The organism is Ensifer sp. Root558, assembly GCF_001427045.1.
In the GTDB taxonomy this organism is placed as follows: domain Bacteria; phylum Pseudomonadota; class Alphaproteobacteria; order Rhizobiales; family Rhizobiaceae; genus Ensifer; species Ensifer adhaerens.
Window position 1 is genome coordinate 167926 of the sequence record NZ_LMGC01000039.1, and the last position, 19507, is coordinate 187432.

Sequence of the window (19507 nt, forward strand, 5' to 3'; positions counted from 1 at the left end):
GCCCACAGCGAAGCTGGTTACATCTTGCGAAATTCGAGGTGGTAGATGACCTCCTCGCCGGTTGCCGGGTCCACGCCCGGCGCGCCGTAGATCACCAGCTTATCCCCTTGCAGGACAAAGGGGCGGATCAGGTCGGAGACGCCCCAGGCCGGGTTCCAGCTTGCCTCGACATGATGGATGATCCGGCCGTCCTTGAGCGAATAGGAGCCGGAATAGGCGAGCATGGAGTCAAACAGTGCCGCCTTTTCGTCGTGAGACGGCACGAGTCCTTTGAGCTGCGGTCGATCGCGTTTCACCACAACGGCGGTCATCCGGCCATCGGGAAAGTACGAGAGATAGCCGATAGGATCGGGGCCCATGGCATCGGTGACTTCGCCAGTGGCGACGACCTCGCGCGTCCAGGAAAGCATCTTCCAGGTGCCGAGCAATCCAGACTCGTCCGCCATGACCCACCTGTTTGATTTTAGGATAAACTAAAATAGCAGATGCTTCCTGTCCGGCAAAGTCGGGCCGATCCCTAGGATGAGATCAAAGAAAAGGGCCCCCGACGCGCGGGAGCCCTTCGTTGTTTCTTGCGCCGCTCGGGCGCTGCCCGAACTTAGCTGGTCAGTGTTCGCCGAGGTCGCGCACAGCACCGCGGTCGGCGGAGGTGGCAAAGGCGGCATAGGCCTTGAGCGCCGTCGTCACCTTGCGCTTGCGCTGTTCGGTCGGCTTCCAGCCCTGGGCGTCCTGCTCAGTGCGACGACGGCTAAGTTCCGCCTCGTCGACGCGCAGGCTGATCGTGCGGTTCGGGATGTCGATGTCGATCATGTCGCCTTCGCGCACCAGGCCGATCGTGCCGCCATTGGCCGCTTCCGGCGAAACGTGGCCGATCGACAGGCCCGAAGTGCCGCCGGAGAAGCGGCCGTCGGTGATCAGCGCGCAGGCTTTGCCGAGGCCCTTCGATTTCAGGTAGCTCGTCGGATAGAGCATTTCCTGCATGCCCGGGCCGCCCTTGGGGCCTTCATAGCGGATGACGACGACGTCGCCGGCCTTGATCTCGTTGCCGAGGATCGCCTTGACCGACGCATCCTGGCTTTCGAAGACGCGGGCCGGGCCGGAGAACTTCAGGATGCTCTCGTCGACGCCCGCGGTCTTCACGATGCAGCCGTCGATCGCGATGTTGCCCTTCAAGACGGCGAGGCCGCCATCCTTGGAGAAGGGATGTTCGACCGAGCGGATGACGCCCTTTTCGCGGTCGGTGTCGAGCTCGTCCCAGCGCGCTTCCTGACTGAAGGCCACCTGGGTCGGGATGCCGCCCGGTGCCGCGCGGAAGAAGTTGCGAACGGTTTCGCTGGTCGTGCGAGTGATGTCCCAGCGGTCGATGGCGTCGCCGAGCGTGGCGCTGTGGACCGTCGGGCAATCGCGGTTGATGAGGCCGCCCTTCTCGAGTTCGCCGAGGATCGACATGATGCCGCCGGCACGGTGCACGTCTTCCATGTGCACGTCGCTTTTCGCCGGAGCGACCTTCGACAGGCAGGGAACCTTGCGCGACAGGCGGTCGATGTCCGCCATGGTGAAATCGACCTCGCCCTCGTGGGCGGCGGCGAGAATGTGCAGCACGGTGTTGGTCGAGCCGCCCATGGCGATATCGAGCGCCATGGCGTTTTCAAACGCCTTCTTCGAGGCGACCTTGCGCGGCAGCACGTTCTCGTCTTCCTGCTCGTAATAGCGGCGGGCGAGATCGACGACCAGGTGGCCGGCCTCGACGAAGAGGCGCTTGCGGTCGGCGTGGGTGGCGAGCGTCGAGCCGTTGCCGGGCAGCGACAGGCCGAGCGCTTCGGTCAGACAGTTCATCGAGTTGGCGGTGAACATGCCGGAGCAAGAGCCGCAGGTCGGGCAGGCCGAGCGTTCGATGACCTTGACGTCCTCGTCCGAGACGTTGTCGTCGGCTGCGGCGACCATGGCGTCGACCAGGTCGAGTGCATGCGTCTTGCCGTGCAGCACGACCTTGCCGGCCTCCATCGGGCCGCCGGAAACGAAGACGGCGGGGATGTTGAGACGCAGCGCCGCCATCAGCATGCCGGGCGTGATCTTGTCGCAGTTGGAGATGCAGACCATGGCGTCGGCGCAGTGGGCGTTGACCATGTACTCGACGCTATCGGCGATGATTTCGCGCGACGGCAACGAATAGAGCATGCCGTCGTGACCCATGGCGATGCCGTCGTCGACGGCGATGGTATTGAATTCCTTGGCGACGCCGCCAGCAGCCTCGATCTCGCGGGCGACGAGCTGGCCAAGATCCTTAAGGTGCACGTGGCCGGGCACGAACTGGGTGAACGAGTTCACCACCGCAATAATCGGCTTGCCAAAATCGCTGTCCTTCATGCCCGTCGCGCGCCAGAGGCCGCGGGCACCGGCCATGTTGCGGCCGTGGGTGGTGGTACGTGAGCGATAGGCAGGCATGGCATGTTCCTTCACGGACAAGGGGTATTGCTCGGGAATGGCGATCCCTGATCGCCACCGAAGGGGCTACCTAGCGCAAAATTGCGCGCGCGTCATCTTTTGCGTCAGATTATTTCGACGCTGCGCGCGCTGTCGCGCCAGGCTTTCGCCGCTTCGGAAATCAAATCTAGACCGCGGCCGGCGCCTTGGACAACACCCGCCGAAGCGCTTTACGGAAATCTTATGTCGAGCGCCTGAAGTCGCAATCGAAACTGGACGCCTGACGGGTCTAGCCTTGTCGCATCGAATAGGGATGCGTGCCATGTCTCTCCAGGATTTCAACATCAACCGTCATTTGCCCGGGGCTCTACGCGAGGTCGATGCGGGCCCTGAGCTCACCGGTGGCGAAAGGGCTCCGGAGGCGCTCGATGCGCTCATGCTGCGGCTCACCGGCGTTCGCCGCCTGCGCGAGCACCATGTCTGGGAGGCGGTGCGGGTGATCGCGGACCTGCCGGACCTGACGGCTGGAGAATGGCCGTCGCGTCGGTTCCGTGAACTGATGGCCGCCGATGCGCTGGTCGATGCCGTCATTCACCTGACGTCGGCGACCGAAGCGAAACTGTGCCTTCGAACGCTCAGTCACGAGTTCGGGCTGTGGACCTGCGCGCTGCGCTATCAACCAACCGGAGCCGGCCGCATCACCTTCAAGGCACGGCATGCCGACCTTGCCGCGGCGATCCTTGGCGCCTTCCTGCGCTCCTGCCGCGGCCATCAGCTTGCGGCTGCTGCCGGCCGTGGCCAACTTCCCACCTGAAGGATATTTCCATGAACATGCATTCGCTGCGCCTCGAAGGCGCGATCACGGCGCTCGTCACGCCGTTCCGGGACGGCAAGGTTGATGTCGTCGGCCTGATGTCGCTCGTGGAATGGCAGATCCGACACGGCATTTCCGGCGTCGTCGCCTGCGGCACCACCGGCGAGGCGCCGACGCTGTCGCGGGCGGAACGGGCCATGGTGATCGAACGCTGCGTCGAGGTGGCGGAACGCAAGATCCCGGTTATCGCCGGAACCGGCACCAACAGTACTGCGACGACGATCGAACTGACGGCGGAAGCCAGAACGCTCGGCGCCGACGCGGCGCTCGTCGTTGCGCCCTATTACAGCAAGCCGTCGCAGGAGGGGCTTTATCGCCACTTCGAGGCGGTCGCCCGGGCGGTGGATCTTCCCGTCATCATCTACAATGTGCCCTCGCGCACCGGGGTCGATCTCGCCGCGCGGACGATCGAGCGGCTGGCGGAGCTTCAAAATGTCGTCGGCATCAAGGACGCCACCGGCGACGTCGGTCGCTTCCTGTCTTCGTCGCCAGCTCTCAAGGCCAGGCTCATGCAGCTCTCGGGTCACGACCAGACGGCGCTGCCGTTCAATCTCTGCGGCGGTCACGGCACCATCTCGGTGGCGTCCAATGTCGTGCCGCGGCTGGTGGTCGCCATGCACCAGGCTGTCACGACCGGAAATGTCGCAGCGGCGCTCGCCCTTCATGAGCGGCTCCGCCCGCTGCTCACGGCGCTGGAGCGCGAGACCAATCCGGGGCCGGTGAAATACGCGTTGCACCTGGTGCGGGCGCTCAGCCCGGAGGTGCGTCTGCCGCTGACGCAGGTGGCGCCGGAGACGGCGGCCGAGATCCGCGCGGCGCTCGAACCGCTGACCGAGCTTCCAGCCTCCACTCAGATCGGCCGCGGGGTGCGCATCGCGCTTGCTGGCTGACGGTTCGTCATCGCACGGATCTGTCGTGCCCGATTGCCGCGGCGGCTCCCGCCGTCCGCATCCATCTCACCCGAAAGGAAAGACCATGTCCCGTTTCCCCCATCTTGCCGCGCGCGCCGCTGAGCGCCGGCGCGTCGAAAGCAGCGAGCGCGCCGAGCGCCTTCCGCCCAGGGACAGCGCCGTTCGCGATGCCTTTCTCGGTATCGGCATCAGGCTCGCCGTCGTCCTCGGCCTTGCCTATGGCATCCAGGCGGCACTTCCGTGGATTGCCGGCTAAGGCTTCGCTTTCGTCAAAAGGATTGTTCGATCATGGGCAGTATGCAGCAGATCCGTCGTGGTTTCCTGGCGCGTGCGCGTTTCGTCGTCGGCCGCGACCGGCACGGCTGGTGGGTCGTATCCGACCGCAAGGGTCTCGTCGGCGGCCTCTTTACCAATGAGAGCGCCGCAATCCATTTCGCCGTGGAAGCGAGCGACCGGCATCCGGAGGAGGTGTGTCGCGCGCCGGAAGGGGCGGCCATCGATCTTGATACGTTTTCGCGCAGGCCGAGGGCCATGCGACAGCGCCGGCGCGGCGCCTATGCCTGACGCCGCATCCTGATGCAGGCGTAAGGAAGAAACCCCACCAGCTCGGCGCTGGCGGGGTTTTCTCTTGTCGGGGTGCTGCGCTGGCGGACGCTCAGCCGAGCGAAGCGATCGCCTCGTCGATCAGCGCTACGATCTCCTTGGCGTGCGAGGCAAGGGAGGCGTGGCTGGCATCGAGCGTGATGATCTTCTTCGCCTTGATGCGCTCGGCCATCCATTGTTCGGTTTCCGGCGGGATCATGTGGTCGTGGCGCGAGACCTGGTACCAACTGGGCTTCGTCTTCCAGGCGGGAGCCCCGGCCTTGTCCTCGAAGCAACGCCCGGCGATCGGTTTCTGTGCGACCGCCATGACCAGTGCTTCGGTCTCGCTCAGGTCCTGGCCGAAACTCTCACGGAACGTATCCTGCGCCAGCCAGAGGAAGCCGTCCTTGTCGGGACGGATGCTGGCGGCGCCGGATGGCGGCTCGCGCCTTGCAAAGATGCTGCCGAGGCTGTCGCCTTCATCCGGCGCGAAGGCCGCGACATAGACGAGCCCGACGACGTTGGCCGCATGACCGGCGCCGCTGATAACAGCACCACCATAGGAGTGGCCGACGAGCAGGGTCGGGCCCTCGAGCGATTCGGCCAGCTTGCGGGTGCGCTCGACGTCGTCGGCAAGCGAGGTCAGCGGGTTCTGAACCGCGGCAATTCTGTAGCCCTTGGCGTGGAGCGGCGGAATGACGTGGCGCCAATGGGAGGCATCACCCCAGGCGCCGTGCACAAGCACGATGTTCTTGACTGCCGGCATGATCAGTTCCTTTCGCTCGAATGGAGAGGTGCTCGGTTCGGCATCACACTCGCTCGTGGTGAGGCGAGGCATGCTGCCCGTCGTCGGTTTTGGTGGGTTCCCTTGCTTTGCGCCTGGCGCGTGGCAAGGCGTTGAGATTGCGGACGTAAATTAGGGCGGGAAGGCGTGCGTTCCATGACGCAAACCACAAATTTTCGTGACGGAAGACCAACCCTGCGCGTCCCCGCAGGCGGTGGCCGCGATGGCAGGCCGATGGCGACAGGATGAGGAGAAGACGGGGTCCCAGAGCGGCGTATTGGGGCTACGGGGCATCGCTCTGGGACCGGTTGCGCCCAGGAGGCGGGCTGTGCTTCCGGGCGCATCGGCATCAAGTCACCGCGAAGCCGATTCGACAATGCGCCCCGGACCTTTGCCGGCCCCCGTCGGACCAAAGTCTGAGCGTTGGCTGTGGGCAACTTGGCGCACAGCGTTTTGATCAAGGCCGCGGCGAGCGGGCCGTTCGTCTGTTGCTGCCAGGAAGAAATCGAGGGAAACGAAAAAGGCCTTTCGATTTCTCGAAAGGCCTTTGAATTCGAATGGTGGGCGTGACAAGGATCGAACTTGTGACCCCTACGATGTCAACGTAGTGCTCTCCCGCTGAGCTACACGCCCATCCGATGTGGCGCATAGACCACAAAAGCCGTTGTCGCGTCAATAGGGTTTTCGAAGGTTTTTTGACAGAAATTTAGAGGCGGTGATTTTCCCCATGGGGGCGGCGTCGATGAGACACCGGCAAGACGCCGGATTTGCTGGGTTTCCGCTAAGGTATTGAAACGAAAAGACCGCCGGAGATCCCTGTGGATCGCGGCGGTCGGTTCTAAGTCGCATTCTTTACAGTCGCGGGACGTCGCGCCTGTGGAAAACTGCCTTGATCAGGCAGCAGCCAGCATCTTGTTGACCTCGTCGACGAGGTCACGCAGGTGGAAGGGTTTGGACAGCACCTTGGCATCCTTCGGCGCCTTGCTGTCGGGGTTGAGCGCAACGGCGGCAAAGCCGGTGATGAACATGACCTTGAGGTCCGGGTCGAGTTCCGTCGCGCGCCGCGCCAGTTCGATGCCGTCCATCTCAGGCATGACGATGTCGGTCAAAAGGAGCGAGAACGGTTCTTCGCGAAGCCGGTCGTAAGCGCTAGCGCCGTTGTCATAGGACATGACCTTGTAGCCGGCCTTTTCCAGCGCCTTCACCAGGAACCGGCGCATGTCGTTGTCGTCTTCGGCAAGAAGGATTTTCGCAGTCATGAATTGGGCCGTGCTTCTCTTTATTCAGTTCATTGCGCGTAGATTGCGGCGTTTTATCCAAACCGCAACGCGGTAAATATCTCGTGAACGCGGGACGTCAATTCCCCGGGATGCTGTGATTGGCCACTATGGACACAGAGCGGGCCAACTGGCAACATGATGACAATTGCAAGTACCGCATATGGTAAAAAAGGGTTCAGATGGGGGAAATTGCGGAGAGGGAACTGTTCGAGGTCCTTGAACCTCCAGTCCAGCGCATTCCCTTTGTGTTCAATTCGCCACACAGCGGCCGCTCCTATCCCCAGAGTTTTCTCGACCAGTCCAGGCTCGACGCGCTTTCGATTCGCCGGTCGGAAGACCACTATGTCGATGAGCTGTTCCAGAACGCGACGTTCCTTGGCGCGCCGATGCTGCTTGCGCATTTCCCGCGCGCCTTCCTCGACGTCAACCGCGAGCCATACGAACTCGATCCGCGCATGTTCGACGGGCCGCTACCGCCGCATGCCAATATCAGCTCGATGCGCGTCGCAGGCGGGCTCGGAACGATCCCGCGGCTGGTGGCCGAGAACATGGAAATCTATCGCGGACGGTTCCCGGTCGAGGACGCGCTGACGCGGATCGAGACCATCTACAAGCCCTATCACGCCACCTTGCGCAAGCTGATCGCCCGCACCCATGTGCAGTTCGGCCTCTCGGTGCTGATCGACTGCCATTCGATGCCGGGCAACGTGCATTTGCCGGGCAGCGCCCAGCGGCCCGACTTCATCATCGGCGATCGTTACGGTACCAGTGCTGCCGGTGAGCTTTCGCGCGCTGCGGTCGATCTGCTGCAGCAGCTCGGCTACAGCGTCGTGCGCAACAAGCCCTATGCCGGCGGCTTCATCACCGAGCACTACGGCCGGCCGACGCGCGGGCTGCATGCGCTGCAGATCGAGATCAACCGGGCGCTCTATGTCGACGAGGCGACGCTGGTGCGCAAACCTGGCTTCGGTGCGCTGGTTGCCGATCTCACGACCTTCATCGGCTCGCTTGCCCGCCACGTCGAGGACTACGGCGCTTACCTGCCGCTGGCGGCCGAGTAGCCTTTCCCAAAAACCAGGAACAACCGGCAAAGCGGGATGGCGTCCAGCAAGGTACTGGCGACGCTTGGTATTTTGCTGTCGGGGAGGTTCAAAAAAAACCGCGCCAACGGCGCGGTCAAGTCTAGGGAGGAAACACCCAAGGAGGGTATTTACAGTCACAGGTGACTGTAGGAAAACCATAATATTGCACTGCACAAATGTCAAGTTTGCCGGTGAAAACTTTTGCGTCGCGTCAAAAGTTTTTCAGCCGGAAATGGCGAATCAACCGATTGAATTCGCCAAAGCCGCGTTTGAAGTACGAAGCGGTCGTGGTGCAGTGCGAAATGCTCCTGCCCTGACGCCGACGACGCCCGCAGGTGGGCGTGCTCGGTCGTTTGCCTTTCGACAAATTTCGTCTATGCAGGACGTACCTTCCTCCATGTTTTCCTGAGAGATCGCCATGTTGCCTGACCGCGCCTTCTTCGATCGTCTTGCAGATGCCGCCAAGGCGGAAACCCTGCCGCGCTTTCGGATCGGGACCAGCGTGGTCAACAAGCTGGAGAGCGGCTTCGATCCGGTAACGGAAGCGGACCAATCGGCGGAAGCGGCGATCCGCGCGCTGATCGAGGCGCATTTCCCGGACCATGGCATTCTTGGCGAAGAGCACGGCAATATTGGCCTCGACCGCGAGTATGTCTGGGTCATCGACCCGATCGACGGCACGCGCGCCTTCATTTCCGGCTTGCCGGTCTGGGGCACGCTGGTCGGCCTCTATCGCAATGGCGATGCGGTCATGGGCCTGATGGACCAGCCTTTCACCGGCGAGCGCTATTTCGCCGACGGCACGAAATCGGTCTACCGCGGGCCGGGTGGCGAGCAGGTGCTTTCGACCCGCGCCTGCAGATCGCTTGACGACGCGGTGCTTTTCACCACCTCGCCGCATCTCTATTCCGGCGATCTCAAGACCCGCTATGAGACGGTGCAAAGCAAGGTGCGGCTGTTCCGCTACGGCTGCGATTGCTACGCATTCGCGCTTCTGGCCGCCGGCCATGTCGATCTGGTAATCGAATGCGGGCTGAAGCCCTATGATGTCGGCGGGCTCATCCCTCTGATCGAGCAGGCCGGCGGCATCGTCACCAACTGGCAGGGCGGTCCGGCGGAAATGGGCGGCGAAGTTATTGCTGCCGGCAATGCCGAACTGCACGCGCAGGCGCTGGAAATCCTGGAGGGCTGATCCGCCCTGCGCCTCGCGCGGCAGGTGCAGATATCCGTAAAATCAACGTGTTACAGTGACCTTTGCGCGTCTGATAGGACGTGCGGCGCTGTCGCGAGCGATCGCTTGCTTCAGGCGGCGCTGGTTTCGCGCGCGTCGCCTTCTTCGGGGATGACGAAGGCGAGGATCGCTGCCATCGCCTGGGCGCGGTAGCGGTCCGCCTCGTGCAGCAGCTCGTGTCGGGCGCCGTCGATCGGGATCATCTGGGCGGCGCGGAAATTGCGCGCCAGCCATTCGACGGCGATATGGGGTACCAGCCGATCGGCCGTCGGTGCCAGGATGATCGTCGGCAGGGTGATGCGGGTCAGATGCTCGCGGCGGATGACCCGGCGCATGGCGTGGAAAGCCTCGCTCAGCCAGCGCGCCGTCGGGGGCCCGAGCCTAAGTTCCGGATGCGCATCGGTTAGCGCGATGTTGCGGGCGTAGCGGCGGCGATCGGCCGTCAGCACGTTGTTTTCGAAGGGGCGGTTGCCCTTGTCGGGGTGTGCCGGCAGGGCGCCGAGACCGACCAGCCGCATGAAGGTCGCAACCGTCGCGATGCTCTTTTCGCCGAGCGCCTGGCCGCCAAGGCCGACGAAGGGTGCGAGCACTACAAGCCGATCGATGCGGCTTGCCAGCATCGGGGCGAGGGAGAGGGCAACGAGAGCGCCCATGGAATGGGCGACGATCGAGAAGGGCAGGCGGGTATCGGGCAGCACGATCTGTTCGAGGAAGGTGCTGAGGTCGCGCTCATAGTCGGAAAAGTGGTCGACATAACCGCGTCCGGGGTGCGCCAGCAGCCGCTCGGAGCCGGCCTGGCCGCGCCAGTCGAAGGTGGCGACCCAGAGGCCGGCCGCAGTCAGATCGGCAATCGTCTCGAAGTACTTCTCGATCGATTCGTTGCGGCCCTGCAGCAGAACGACCGTGCCGCGCGCCACCGGCTGCTTCGTCTTGAAGATCGCATAGCGGATCTTGCGGCCGCCGATGCCATCGAAAAAGCCAGCGACATGATTGTCCGGGATCGGATTGTCCGGTGTCGCGTGGAGGATCGAGCTCATGGGGTCGTGGCCGGAGGTGAAAGCGTGTTGATCGGTAGCATCAAGGGATAGGCGGCAGGGTCTTCGCCGTCAAAGAAAAAAGCCGGAAACGGTGGGTGAAATCCGGACGATCACCGTTTCCGGCCGCTGAAGGGGAAGGGACATGTCACTTCAGCCTGGGCGTTGCGGCCCAGGATTTTGTTTTAGTCCCGCCGGGCTGAACGGAAGCCGAAGCCGGCGTTCATGTCGGGTTCACGGAAAAATCGTCGGCGGGGGCGTCTTGAAGTCGTCAAATCGCCTCCCCAAATCAGGGTCACGGGCGCCGAAGACGGGTCCGTTCACCGGTCTTGCCACTGCCAGAATGGGGTGGCCGACCAGACATCGCAAAAGTTGCTCCAAGGAGGACACCATGCGTCACTTCGATTTCTCTCCCCTTTACCGCTCCACCGTCGGATTCGACCGCCTGTTCACCATGCTCGACAGCCTCGGCCAGCCGGGTGAAGCCCAGACCTATCCGCCCTACAACATCGAGCGCACCGGCGAAAACGCCTACCGCATTACCATGGCCGTTGCCGGTTTCGACGAGAGCGAGCTTTCGATCGAGGCGCGTGAACACACGCTGACGGTCAAGGGCGAAAAGGCCGAGGACAAGGGCGAAGAAAGCCAGTTTCTCCATCGCGGCATTGCCAAGCGCGCCTTCGAGCGCCGCTTCCAGCTCGCCGATCACGTGGAGATCAAGTCCGCTTCGCTGAAGAATGGCTTGCTGCACATCGATCTTACCCGCGAGATCCCGGAAGCCGCCAAGCCCCGCCGGATCGAGATCGCGTCGGTCGCATCGCAGCCGAAGCAGATCGAGGCTCAGACCCTCTGAACATCACGCCCGAACAGGGCATGAAATAGACCTCCCACAAAGAACGGCGTCCTCTACGGGCGCCGTTTTTTGTTGTCGGATCAATCAGGGCTGGGCCGGTACCGGCATGGCGGAAGCCGCCGCTTTCCTTGCTGCATAGCGCTGTGCAATCACCGCGCAGGCCATCAGCTGGATCTGGTGAAACAGCATGACGGGCAGCACGATCGCGCCGATGTTCTGGCCGGCGAAGATGGCGCTTGCCATGGGGACACCGCTCGCAAGGCTCTTCTTCGAGCCGCAGAAGGTGATCGCGATCTCGTCGGCCTTGTCGAAACCGAGCAGGCGGCTGCCATACATGGTGACGGCAAGCACGAGTGCCAGCATGACGATTTCGATGACGACGAGCACGCCGAGATCGGTCAGAGAAAACGTCTGCCACAGGCCGGAGGTGACCGCCTGGCTGAAGGCGAGGTAGACGACCATCAGGATCGAGCCGCGATCGACCGGCGCCAACAGTCCCTTGCGGGCGCGGATCCAGTTGCCGATCACGGGCTGCAGCATCTGGCCGATGACGAAGGGGGCAAGCAGCTGCAGCAGGATCTGCTTGACCGCATCGAGCGTGACGGTGCCATGGCCGCCGGCGGAAAACAGCAACCCGACGAGCAGCGGCGTCAGGAACATGCCGAAAATGTTGGAGGCCGACGCCGAGCAGATCGCGGCCGGCACATTGCCACCGGCCATGGAAGTGAATGCGATCGACGACTGCACCGTCGAGGGCAGCACGCAGAGGAAGAGGATGCCGGTATAGAGCGACTGCGGCAGGATCGAATCCGGCACGAAGCCGATCGCAAGGCCGATCAGCGGGAAGAGCACGAAGGTCGAGGCAAGGATCGTCAGGTGCAGGCGCCAGTGCAGGATGCCGGCGATCACCACGTCGCGCGACAGGCGCGCGCCGTGTAGGAAGAAGACCATGCCGACAGCCACCTTCGTCGCCAATCCGAACCATTCGGTTGCCTCGCCATGGATCGGCAGGACGGATGCAAGCAGCACCGTCGCCAGAAGCAGGATCGTGAAGGTATCGGGAAGGTAGCGGCGCATATCAGCTCACTTGCTCGTTAACGAACGTCTTGCGGGGATCGCTCATTGTGAAGCAGGATGCAAGGAATAACAGTTATCACGAAATGAGATGAGCTATGTTGGATCTCGTGCAGTTGCGCAGTTTCGTCGCCCTCGAACAGATGGGCAGCTTCACGCTTGCGGCGGAAAAACTATCGCTCGGGCAATCGACGGTCAGCCAGCATATCCAGCGGCTCGAAGCCTCGCTCGGACGCACGCTCGTCGACCGCGATACGCACCGCGTTTCGCTGACGGCAGACGGGCAGGCGCTGCTTGCCCACGCGCGCTCGATGCTGGCGATCGACGGCGAGGTCCGGGCGCTGTTTGCCGAAAGCAGTTTGCGCGGCCGTCTCCGCCTCGGGGTCTCCGAGGACTTCGTCATGAGCCGGCTGCCGGCGGTGCTGGAAGACTTCGTCCGCGCGCATCCGTCGGTCGATCTGGAACTCACGGTGGCCTTGAGCGGCGTGCTCTACCAGATGCAGGACAATGGCGAGATCGATCTGGTGCTTGCCAAGCGCAGGCTCGGCGACCTCAGAGGCGAGCTCGTCTATCGCGAACCGCTGGTTTGGCTCGCGCGCGATCCCGAGAGGATCAAGCGCGACAAGGTGCTGCCGCTGATCGCCTTTCCGCCGCCGAGCATCACCCGCAGCGTCGCGCTCGAAGTGCTCGACCGTCACCGTCTGCCGTGGCGGATCGTATGCACTTGTGGCAGCCTCAGCGGCCTGACGGCGGCGGCCCGTGCCGGCATGGGCGTGCTCGTGCAGCCGCGCAGCATGGTGCCCTCGGGGCTGAAGGAAATCCCGGCCGGGCTCCTGCCGCCGCTCGAAGACGTGGAATTCGTGCTGGTGCCGAGCAAGGGCGTCGACCGAAAGCTGAGTGCGGCGCTCTCGGTCGAAATCCTCGCCAATCTGAGGACCCTGCAAGGGCAGTCTTGAAGGCAGGGCTGATACCGATACTGCTCAGCAGCTGGCGACGAAGCGGTCGACGTCCTCGGCCTTGGTCGCAAAGCTGGTGACGAGGCGATAGAGGCCCTCGTTCTTAGCAAGCTTGCCCTCGAGGTCGTGCGGCACTGGCCAGTCGTAGAAGACGGCGCCATCCTGCCTGAGCTTCGCCGCCACATCCTTGTTGATGATGGCGAAGACCTCGTTGGCATCGGCCTGCCAGGCAAGCCGGCTCGTCTTTGCGGCGGCAATGCCCTCGGCCAGGCGTGTGGCCATGGCGTTGGCGTGACGGGCGAGATTCAGCCAGAGATCGCCGGCGAAATAGGCGTCGAACTGCGCCGAGACGAAACGCGACTTGGAGAAAAGCTGGGCGGAGCGCTTGCGCAGGAAGTGCATCTCGTGGGCCTTGGAGAGGTCGAACAGCACCAGCGCCTCGGCGCACCAGCAGCCGTTCTTGGTGCCGCCGAAGGAGACGAGGTCGACGCCGCGCTTCCAGGTCATTTCGGCGGGCGTTACGTCGAGGCTGACCAGCGCGTTGGCGAAGCGCGCACCATCCATGTGCAGCGGCAGCCTGTGTCCCTTGGCGACGGCCGAGATCGCTTCGATTTCGGCGAGCGAATAGACCGTGCCGCTTTCCGTCGCCTGCGTCAGCGATACCGCACTGGGCTGGCCGCCATGGACGTTATCGAGCGGGAAGCGCCGGATCTCGGCTTCAAGGCGGGAGGCCTCCATCTTGCCCCGCGGTCCGTCGACGGGTTTCAGTCGGGCGCCATGCGAAAAGAATTCGGGCGCGCCGCATTCGTCGGCGATGACATGGGCCTCGCGATGGCAGAAGGCGACGCCGCCGGCGCGGTTGGCTGTTGCCAGTGCCAGCGAATTGGCGGCTGTTCCGGTGCCGACGAAGAAGACGGCGACGTCCCTTTCGAAGATGTCCGCGAACTTCTTCTCCACCTTCCGGTCAAGCTCGCTGGTGCCATAGGCCGACGCGTAGCCGCCGGCATGGGCCATCAGGCTTTCGGCAATCGCGGGATGGGCGCCAGCCCAGTTATCAGACGAAAAAATCATCACTTCTCACCCTGTTTCACCGTCAATTCGACGGCTTTTGCCGACCTTAGCCGAGTTTATAGCCGGATCAATCACGGTCAGCGGCCGAAAGGCCAACAGGAGACCAGTTTGAAACCAAAATGAAGAAAACGACGATATGCCGTAATTTAATTATAAAAGCCGGAAATTTCCGGCAATGTTCGGCAAAATCTTCTCCATTATTTGCTGATATGCCTCTTGCAGAGGGGGGTGGTTTCTGGCATAGAGCACATGAAATAGGACAGGTTTGCTGTCCTATTTCGGTCTAGGGACCGGAACAATCGCCGTGAGTGCCTAAAAAAGTGGCATCCGGCGTGCGAAGCGGGAGGATTGGCCGGATTTCATCCGGTTGTTATCGCCTGCCGTCAGGATGGTCGCAGACATCAGTGCCTGATGATGCCGTGCTTATTTGCGACCTGATCAGGATCATGAGACGATGAGTGCCCCGGCTTTTCGGCGTGTCTTTGCACGCAACGAAGAGTCATGCGCGGGCGGTGCCATGCCCGGCGGTGCCGGGTTCAACAGGAGGGAAAACGATGACGGATCATTCGCCATCACAGCAATCTGGGCTCAACCTCGCACACAGCGTTGCGACGGCTGAAAAAACGCCCGCATTCCCGACTGGCCTGCCGCGAAAACAGGGGCTCTACGATCCGCGCAACGAACATGACGCCTGCGGTGTCGGCTTCGTCGCCCATATGAAGGGTCAGAAGTCGCACCAGATCGTGCGCGATGGCCTCTTCATGCTCGAAAACCTGACGCACCGTGGTGCCGTCGGCGCCGACCCGCTGATGGGAGATGGCGCGGGCATCCTCGTGCAGATTCCCGACCGTTTCTTCCGCGAGGAGATGGCCAAGCAGGGCATCACCCTGCCGAAGGCGGGCGAATATGCCGTCGGCCACATCTTCATGCCGCAGGACGATGCGCTCGTCGAACACTTCAAGCAGGTGATCAAGGACGTCGTCACCGAAGAGGGCCAGGTGCTCATCGGCTACCGCGACGTGCCCGTCGACAACGCGTCGCTGTCGAAGGCGCCGGAAATCGCCGCGACCGAGCCGCGCCATGTCCAGATCTTCATCGGTGCCGGCCGTGACGCCGCCACGAACCCGGAGTTCGAGCGCCGTCTCTTCACGCTGCGCAAGGTGATCTCCAACCGCATCTATGACGAATACAAGGGCGAGGAGAGCAACTTCTACCCCGTGTCGCTGTCGTCCTCGACGATCGTCTACAAGGGCATGTTCCTCGCTTACCAGGTCGGCGCCTATTACAAGGATCTGTCCGACCCGCGCTTCGAAAGTGCGGTGGCGCTCGTTCACCAGCGCTTCTCGACCAACACGTTTCCGTCGTGGAAGCTCGCCCATCCCTACCGCATGGTCGCCCACAACGGCGAAATCAACACGCTGCGCGGCAACGTCAACTGGATGGCAGCGCGCCAGGCCTCGGTTTCCTCGCCGCTCTTCGGCGACGACATCTCCAAGCTCTGGCCGATCTCCTACGAAGGCCAGTCGGACACCGCCTGCTTCGACAACGCACTCGAGTTCCTGGTGCAGGGCGGCTATTCGCTGTCGCATGCCGTCATGATGCTGATCCCCGAGGCGTGGGCCGGCAACCAGTTGATGTCGCCTGAGCGAAAGGCGTTCTACGAATACCACGCAGCGCTGATGGAGCCGTGGGACGGTCCGGCAGCTGTCGCCTTTACCGACGGTCGCCAGGTCGGTGCGACGCTCGACCGCAACGGTTTGCGTCCGGCCCGCTACATCGTCACCTCGGACGACCGCGTCATCCTCGCGTCGGAAGCCGGCGTGCTGCCGGTCGACGAAGACAAGATCGTCAAGAAGTGGCGCCTGCAGCCGGGCAAGATGCTGCTCATCGATATGGAACAGGGCCGCATCATCTCCGACGAGGAGGTGAAGTCCTCGCTCGCGCAAAAGCACCCCTACAGCAAGTGGCTCGAAGACACCCAGCTGATCCTCGAGGAGCTGAAGCCGGTGGAGCCGCGTGCGCTCCGCCGTGACGTTTCCCTGATCGATCGCCAGCAGGCCTTTGGCTACACGCTCGAAGACACCAAGATCCTGATGTCGCCGATGGCGACGACCGGCCAGGAAGCGATCGGCTCGATGGGCACCGACACGCCGATCTCGGCGATGTCGGACAAGCGCAAGCTGCTTTACACCTATTTCAAGCAGAACTTTGCGCAGGTCACCAACCCGCCGATCGACCCGATCCGCGAGGAGCTGGTGATGAGCCTCGTCTCCTTCATCGGTCCGCGTCCGAACATCCTCGACCACGAGGGCATGGCGCATGCCAAGCGGCTCGAGGTGCGCCAGCCGATCCTAACCAACGGCGATCTCGAAAAGATCCGCTCGATCGGTCACACCGAGGATCGTTTCGACACCAAGACGCTCGACTTTACCTATGACATTTCGCGCGGCGCCGAAGGCATGCCGGAAATGCTCGACCGGCTCTGCGAACGTGCGGAAGCGGCGGTGAAGGGCGGCTACAACATCATCGTTCTGTCGGACCGCCAGGTCGGACCGGACCGCGTGGCTATCCCGGCGCTGCTCGCGACCGCGGCCGTGCACCACCACCTGATCCGCAAGGGTCTGCGCACGTCGGTCGGCATCGTGCTTGAATCCGGCGAACCGCGCGAAGTGCATCAGTTCTGCCTGCTCGCCGGCTACGGCGCCGAGGCGATCAACCCCTATCTCGCCTTCGATACGCTCACCGACATGCACAAGCGTGGCGAGTTCCCCAAGGAAGTCGACGGCAGCGAAGTGGTCTACCGCTACATCAAGGCCGTCGGTAAGGGCATCCTCAAGGTCATGTCCAAGATGGGCATCTCGACCTACCAGTCCTATTGTGGCGCGCAGATCTTCGACGCCGTCGGCCTGTCGTCGAAGCTTGTCGACCAGTTCTTCTTCGGCACGGCGACGACGATCGAAGGCATCGGCCTCGAAGAGATCGCCGCCGAAACCGTCGCCCGCCACAAGGCGGCCTTCGGCGCCGACCCGGTTCTCGCCAACTCGCTCGATATCGGTGGCGAATATGCCTTCCGCATGCGCGGCGAAAGCCATGCCTGGACGCCGGACGCGATCGCCTCGCTGCAGCACGCCGTTCGTGGCAACGCAGAGGACCGCTACCGCGAGTTCGCCGAGATGGTGAACAACTCGGCGCTGCGCATGAACACCATCCGTGGCCTGTTCACGATCAAGAGCGCCGAAGCCCTTGGCCGCAAGCCGATCTCGGTCGACGAGGTCGAACCGGCCGTCGATATCGTCAAGCGCTTCTCGACCGGGGCCATGTCCTTCGGCTCGATCAGCCGCGAGGCACATACGACGCTGGCGATTGCCATGAACCGGATCGGCGGCAAGTCGAACACCGGCGAAGGGGGCGAGGAAAGCGACCGCTACCTGCCGCTGCCCGATGGTTCGATGAACCCGGAACGCTCGGCGATCAAGCAGATCGCGTCCGGCCGCTTCGGCGTGACCACCGAGTACCTGGTCAATGCCGATATGCTGCAGATCAAGGTGGCGCAAGGGGCCAAGCCCGGTGAAGGCGGGCAGCTGCCCGGCCACAAGGTCGATGCGACGGTTGCCAAGACTAGGCATTCGACCCCGGGCGTCGGCCTGATTTCGCCGCCGCCGCACCATGACATCTACTCGATCGAAGACCTGGCGCAGCTGATCTACGATCTGAAGAACGTCAATCCGGAAGCCGACGTTTCGGTCAAACTCGTCTCGGAAGTCGGCGTCGGCACGGTTGCCGCCGGCGTTGCCAAGGCGCGTGCCGACCATATCACTGTCGCCGGCTTCGACGGCGGTACCGGCGCTTCGCCGCTCACCTCGCTGAAGCACGCAGGCAGCCCCTGGGAAATCGGTCTTGCCGAGACCCAGCAGACGCTGGTGCTGAACGGCCTGCGTTCGCGCGTCGCCCTTCAGGTCGATGGTGGTCTGAAGACCGGTCGCGACGTCATCATCGGCGCGCTGCTCGGTGCCGACGAATTCGGCTTCGCCACCGCACCGCTGATCGCCGCCGGCTGCATCATGATGCGCAAGTGCCACCTCAACACCTGTCCCGTCGGCGTTGCGACCCAGGATCCGGTGCTGCGCAAGCGCTTCAAGGGCACGGCCGAGCACGTCATCAACTACTTCTTCTTCGTGGCCGAGGAAGTGCGCGAGATCCTGGCGTCGCTCGGCGTCAGGAAGCTCAACGACATCGTCGGCGCTTCGGAACTGCTCGAAAAGGACAGTGCGCTTGCGCACTGGAAGGCCAACGGCCTCGACTTCTCGAAGATCTTCCACAAGGTGGAAGCCAAAAAGGAAGAGACCTACTGGACCACGCGCCAGCAGCACCCGATCGACGATGTTCTCGATCGCAAGCTGATCAAGGAAGCGGCGGTCGCGCTCGAAACCAAGGCTCCGGTCAAGATCGAAGCCGAGATCAAGAACGTCGACCGTTCGGCCGGCGCGATGCTTGCCGGTGCTCTTGCCAAGCGCTGGGGCCACAAGGGCCTGAAGGACGACACCATCCACGTGACCCTCAAGGGCACGGCTGGCCAGTCCTTCGGCGCGTTCCTCGCACGCGGCATCACCTTCGATCTCGTGGGTGACGGTAACGACTATGTCGGCAAGGGTCTTTCGGGCGGTCGCATCATTGTCCGGCCGCCGGAAAATGCGACGATCGTTCCGCAAGAATCGATCATCGTCGGCAACACCGTGCTTTACGGCGCGATCTCGGGCGAGTGCTACTTCAACGGCGTTGCCGGCGAACGTTTCGCAGTGCGCAACTCCGGCGCGGTCGCGGTCGTCGAGGGCGTGGGTGACCACGGCTGCGAATACATGACCGGCGGCGTCGTCGTCGTGCTCGGCGGAACGGGGCGCAACTTTGCGGCCGGCATGTCGGGCGGTGTCGCCTATGTGCTCGACGAGGAAGGCGATTTCGCCCGTCGCTGCAACATGGCGATGGTCGAGCTGCAACCGGTTCCGGAAGAGGACGACATGCTGGAGAAGCTGCACCACCACGGCGGCGACATCATGCACAAGGGCATGGTCGACGTGTCGGGCGACATGACGCGCCACGACGAGGAGCGGCTTTATCAGCTCATCTCCAACCACCTTCACCACACGGGTTCGCCCCGGGCGAAGGAGATCCTCGATCACTGGACGGATTATCGGCCGAAATTCCGCAAGGTCATGCCGGTCGAGTACCGCCGTGCGCTCGAGGATATGGAACGCATGAAAATGGCAGAGGCGGCCGAATAGGAGGCCCCGGTGACCAAGGCTCCCGGTTCATCACAGATCGGTTCGGGGGCCCCTCACGCGCGCTCGCAAAAA

16 protein-coding genes and 1 tRNA gene are annotated in these 19507 nt (G+C 63.1%); 9 read left to right on the forward strand and 8 right to left on the reverse strand.

What is annotated here, in order from left to right:
• Positions 1 to 17: 17 nt before the first annotated feature.
• Both ASD63_RS33715 and ilvD read right to left on the reverse strand, forming a co-directional pair.
• Positions 18 to 446, reverse strand: a complete 429-nt coding sequence (locus ASD63_RS33715) for a lipocalin-like domain-containing protein (protein WP_034786824.1) — start codon at positions 444 to 446, stop codon at positions 18 to 20.
• Between the two features lie 160 nt (positions 447 to 606).
• Entirely contained in the window at positions 607 to 2445 is a 1839-nt protein-coding gene (gene ilvD / locus ASD63_RS33720; protein ID WP_034786822.1) for a dihydroxy-acid dehydratase, read from the reverse strand.
• A 301-nt stretch (positions 2446 to 2746) separates the two neighbouring features.
• Between ilvD and ASD63_RS33725 the strand changes: the two genes are divergently transcribed.
• The 4 genes from ASD63_RS33725 (at position 2747) to ASD63_RS33740 (ending at position 4773) form a co-directional block, all read left to right on the forward strand.
• Positions 2747 to 3238: a hypothetical protein gene (locus tag ASD63_RS33725; RefSeq protein WP_034786821.1), complete on the forward strand. Its 492-nt coding sequence runs from the start codon at positions 2747 to 2749 to the stop codon at positions 3236 to 3238.
• A gap of 11 nt (positions 3239 to 3249) precedes the next feature.
• Entirely contained in the window at positions 3250 to 4188 is a 939-nt protein-coding gene (dapA, locus tag ASD63_RS33730; RefSeq protein ID WP_034786819.1) for a 4-hydroxy-tetrahydrodipicolinate synthase, read from the forward strand.
• A gap of 85 nt (positions 4189 to 4273) precedes the next feature.
• Positions 4274 to 4465 (forward strand): hypothetical protein, encoded by a 192-nt coding sequence (locus ASD63_RS33735; protein ID WP_060530585.1) that lies wholly within the window; start codon positions 4274 to 4276, stop codon positions 4463 to 4465.
• A gap of 32 nt (positions 4466 to 4497) precedes the next feature.
• A complete protein-coding gene (locus ASD63_RS33740) occupies positions 4498 to 4773 on the forward strand; it encodes a hypothetical protein (RefSeq protein ID WP_051659088.1) in 276 nt (91 codons plus the stop codon).
• A 91-nt stretch (positions 4774 to 4864) separates the two neighbouring features.
• Here ASD63_RS33740 and ASD63_RS33745 read toward each other — a convergent pair whose 3' ends face one another.
• From ASD63_RS33745 to cpdR1, 3 genes are all read right to left on the reverse strand, one after another.
• On the reverse strand, positions 4865 to 5557 hold the full coding sequence (locus ASD63_RS33745; RefSeq protein ID WP_034786814.1) for an alpha/beta hydrolase: 693 nt from the start codon (positions 5555 to 5557) through the stop codon (positions 4865 to 4867).
• Positions 5558 to 6133: 576 nt separating this feature from the next.
• A tRNA-Val gene (locus ASD63_RS33750) sits at positions 6134 to 6208 on the reverse strand.
• A 260-nt stretch (positions 6209 to 6468) separates the two neighbouring features.
• The gene (gene cpdR1 / locus ASD63_RS33755; RefSeq protein WP_034786813.1) at positions 6469 to 6834 is read right to left on the reverse strand and encodes a response regulator CpdR1; all 366 of its coding nucleotides are present in this window, start codon (positions 6832 to 6834) and stop codon (positions 6469 to 6471) included.
• Positions 6835 to 7034: 200 nt separating this feature from the next.
• Between cpdR1 and ASD63_RS33760 the strand changes: the two genes are divergently transcribed.
• Both ASD63_RS33760 and hisN read left to right on the forward strand, forming a co-directional pair.
• Complete coding sequence (locus tag ASD63_RS33760) at positions 7035 to 7916, forward strand: N-formylglutamate amidohydrolase (RefSeq protein ID WP_034786810.1); 882 nt, start codon at positions 7035 to 7037, stop codon at positions 7914 to 7916.
• 439 nt (positions 7917 to 8355) lie between these two features.
• Complete coding sequence (gene hisN, locus ASD63_RS33765; RefSeq protein ID WP_034786807.1) at positions 8356 to 9129, forward strand: histidinol-phosphatase; 774 nt, start codon at positions 8356 to 8358, stop codon at positions 9127 to 9129.
• 110 nt (positions 9130 to 9239) lie between these two features.
• On the opposite strand, the gene ASD63_RS33770 is transcribed toward hisN, so the two are convergent.
• On the reverse strand, positions 9240 to 10205 hold the full coding sequence (locus tag ASD63_RS33770) for an alpha/beta hydrolase (protein ID WP_034786804.1): 966 nt from the start codon (positions 10203 to 10205) through the stop codon (positions 9240 to 9242).
• A 388-nt stretch (positions 10206 to 10593) separates the two neighbouring features.
• On the opposite strand from ASD63_RS33770, the gene ASD63_RS33775 reads away from it, so the two are divergent.
• Positions 10594 to 11055, forward strand: a complete 462-nt coding sequence (locus tag ASD63_RS33775) for an Hsp20 family protein (RefSeq protein ID WP_034786801.1) — start codon at positions 10594 to 10596, stop codon at positions 11053 to 11055.
• Positions 11056 to 11139: 84 nt separating this feature from the next.
• Here the strand turns inward: ASD63_RS33775 and ASD63_RS33780 are convergent, their stop codons facing one another.
• A complete protein-coding gene (locus ASD63_RS33780; protein WP_034786798.1) occupies positions 11140 to 12132 on the reverse strand; it encodes a bile acid:sodium symporter family protein in 993 nt (330 codons plus the stop codon).
• A 95-nt stretch (positions 12133 to 12227) separates the two neighbouring features.
• On the opposite strand from ASD63_RS33780, the gene ASD63_RS33785 reads away from it, so the two are divergent.
• The gene (locus ASD63_RS33785; protein ID WP_034786796.1) at positions 12228 to 13085 is read left to right on the forward strand and encodes a LysR substrate-binding domain-containing protein; all 858 of its coding nucleotides are present in this window, start codon (positions 12228 to 12230) and stop codon (positions 13083 to 13085) included.
• 24 nt (positions 13086 to 13109) lie between these two features.
• Here ASD63_RS33785 and ASD63_RS33790 read toward each other — a convergent pair whose 3' ends face one another.
• A complete protein-coding gene (locus tag ASD63_RS33790) occupies positions 13110 to 14156 on the reverse strand; it encodes a low specificity L-threonine aldolase (protein ID WP_034786793.1) in 1047 nt (348 codons plus the stop codon).
• Between the two features lie 554 nt (positions 14157 to 14710).
• Between ASD63_RS33790 and gltB the strand changes: the two genes are divergently transcribed.
• Complete coding sequence (gltB, locus tag ASD63_RS33795) at positions 14711 to 19435, forward strand: glutamate synthase large subunit (protein WP_034786790.1); 4725 nt, start codon at positions 14711 to 14713, stop codon at positions 19433 to 19435.
• The last annotated feature ends 72 nt before the right edge of the window (positions 19436 to 19507 follow it).

Bases quoted from the DNA above. Each gene is read 5' to 3' on its own strand.
- ASD63_RS33715 (WP_034786824.1), bottom strand. From the start codon at position 446: ATGGCGGACGAGTCTGGATTGCTCGGCACCTGGAAGATGCTTTCCTGG.
- ilvD (WP_034786822.1), bottom strand. From the start codon at position 2,445: ATGCCTGCCTATCGCTCACGTACCACCACCCACGGCCGCAACATGGCC.
- ASD63_RS33725 (WP_034786821.1), top strand. From the start codon at position 2,747: ATGTCTCTCCAGGATTTCAACATCAACCGTCATTTGCCCGGGGCTCTA.
- dapA (WP_034786819.1), top strand. From the start codon at position 3,250: ATGAACATGCATTCGCTGCGCCTCGAAGGCGCGATCACGGCGCTCGTC.
- ASD63_RS33735 (WP_060530585.1), top strand. From the start codon at position 4,274: ATGTCCCGTTTCCCCCATCTTGCCGCGCGCGCCGCTGAGCGCCGGCGC.
- ASD63_RS33740 (WP_051659088.1), top strand. From the start codon at position 4,498: ATGGGCAGTATGCAGCAGATCCGTCGTGGTTTCCTGGCGCGTGCGCGT.
- ASD63_RS33745 (WP_034786814.1), bottom strand. From the start codon at position 5,557: ATGCCGGCAGTCAAGAACATCGTGCTTGTGCACGGCGCCTGGGGTGAT.
- cpdR1 (WP_034786813.1), bottom strand. From the start codon at position 6,834: ATGACTGCGAAAATCCTTCTTGCCGAAGACGACAACGACATGCGCCGG.
- ASD63_RS33760 (WP_034786810.1), top strand. From the start codon at position 7,035: ATGGGGGAAATTGCGGAGAGGGAACTGTTCGAGGTCCTTGAACCTCCA.
- hisN (WP_034786807.1), top strand. From the start codon at position 8,356: ATGTTGCCTGACCGCGCCTTCTTCGATCGTCTTGCAGATGCCGCCAAG.
- ASD63_RS33770 (WP_034786804.1), bottom strand. From the start codon at position 10,205: ATGAGCTCGATCCTCCACGCGACACCGGACAATCCGATCCCGGACAAT.
- ASD63_RS33775 (WP_034786801.1), top strand. From the start codon at position 10,594: ATGCGTCACTTCGATTTCTCTCCCCTTTACCGCTCCACCGTCGGATTC.
- ASD63_RS33780 (WP_034786798.1), bottom strand. From the start codon at position 12,132: ATGCGCCGCTACCTTCCCGATACCTTCACGATCCTGCTTCTGGCGACG.
- ASD63_RS33785 (WP_034786796.1), top strand. From the start codon at position 12,228: ATGTTGGATCTCGTGCAGTTGCGCAGTTTCGTCGCCCTCGAACAGATG.
- ASD63_RS33790 (WP_034786793.1), bottom strand. From the start codon at position 14,156: ATGATTTTTTCGTCTGATAACTGGGCTGGCGCCCATCCCGCGATTGCC.
- gltB (WP_034786790.1), top strand. From the start codon at position 14,711: ATGACGGATCATTCGCCATCACAGCAATCTGGGCTCAACCTCGCACAC.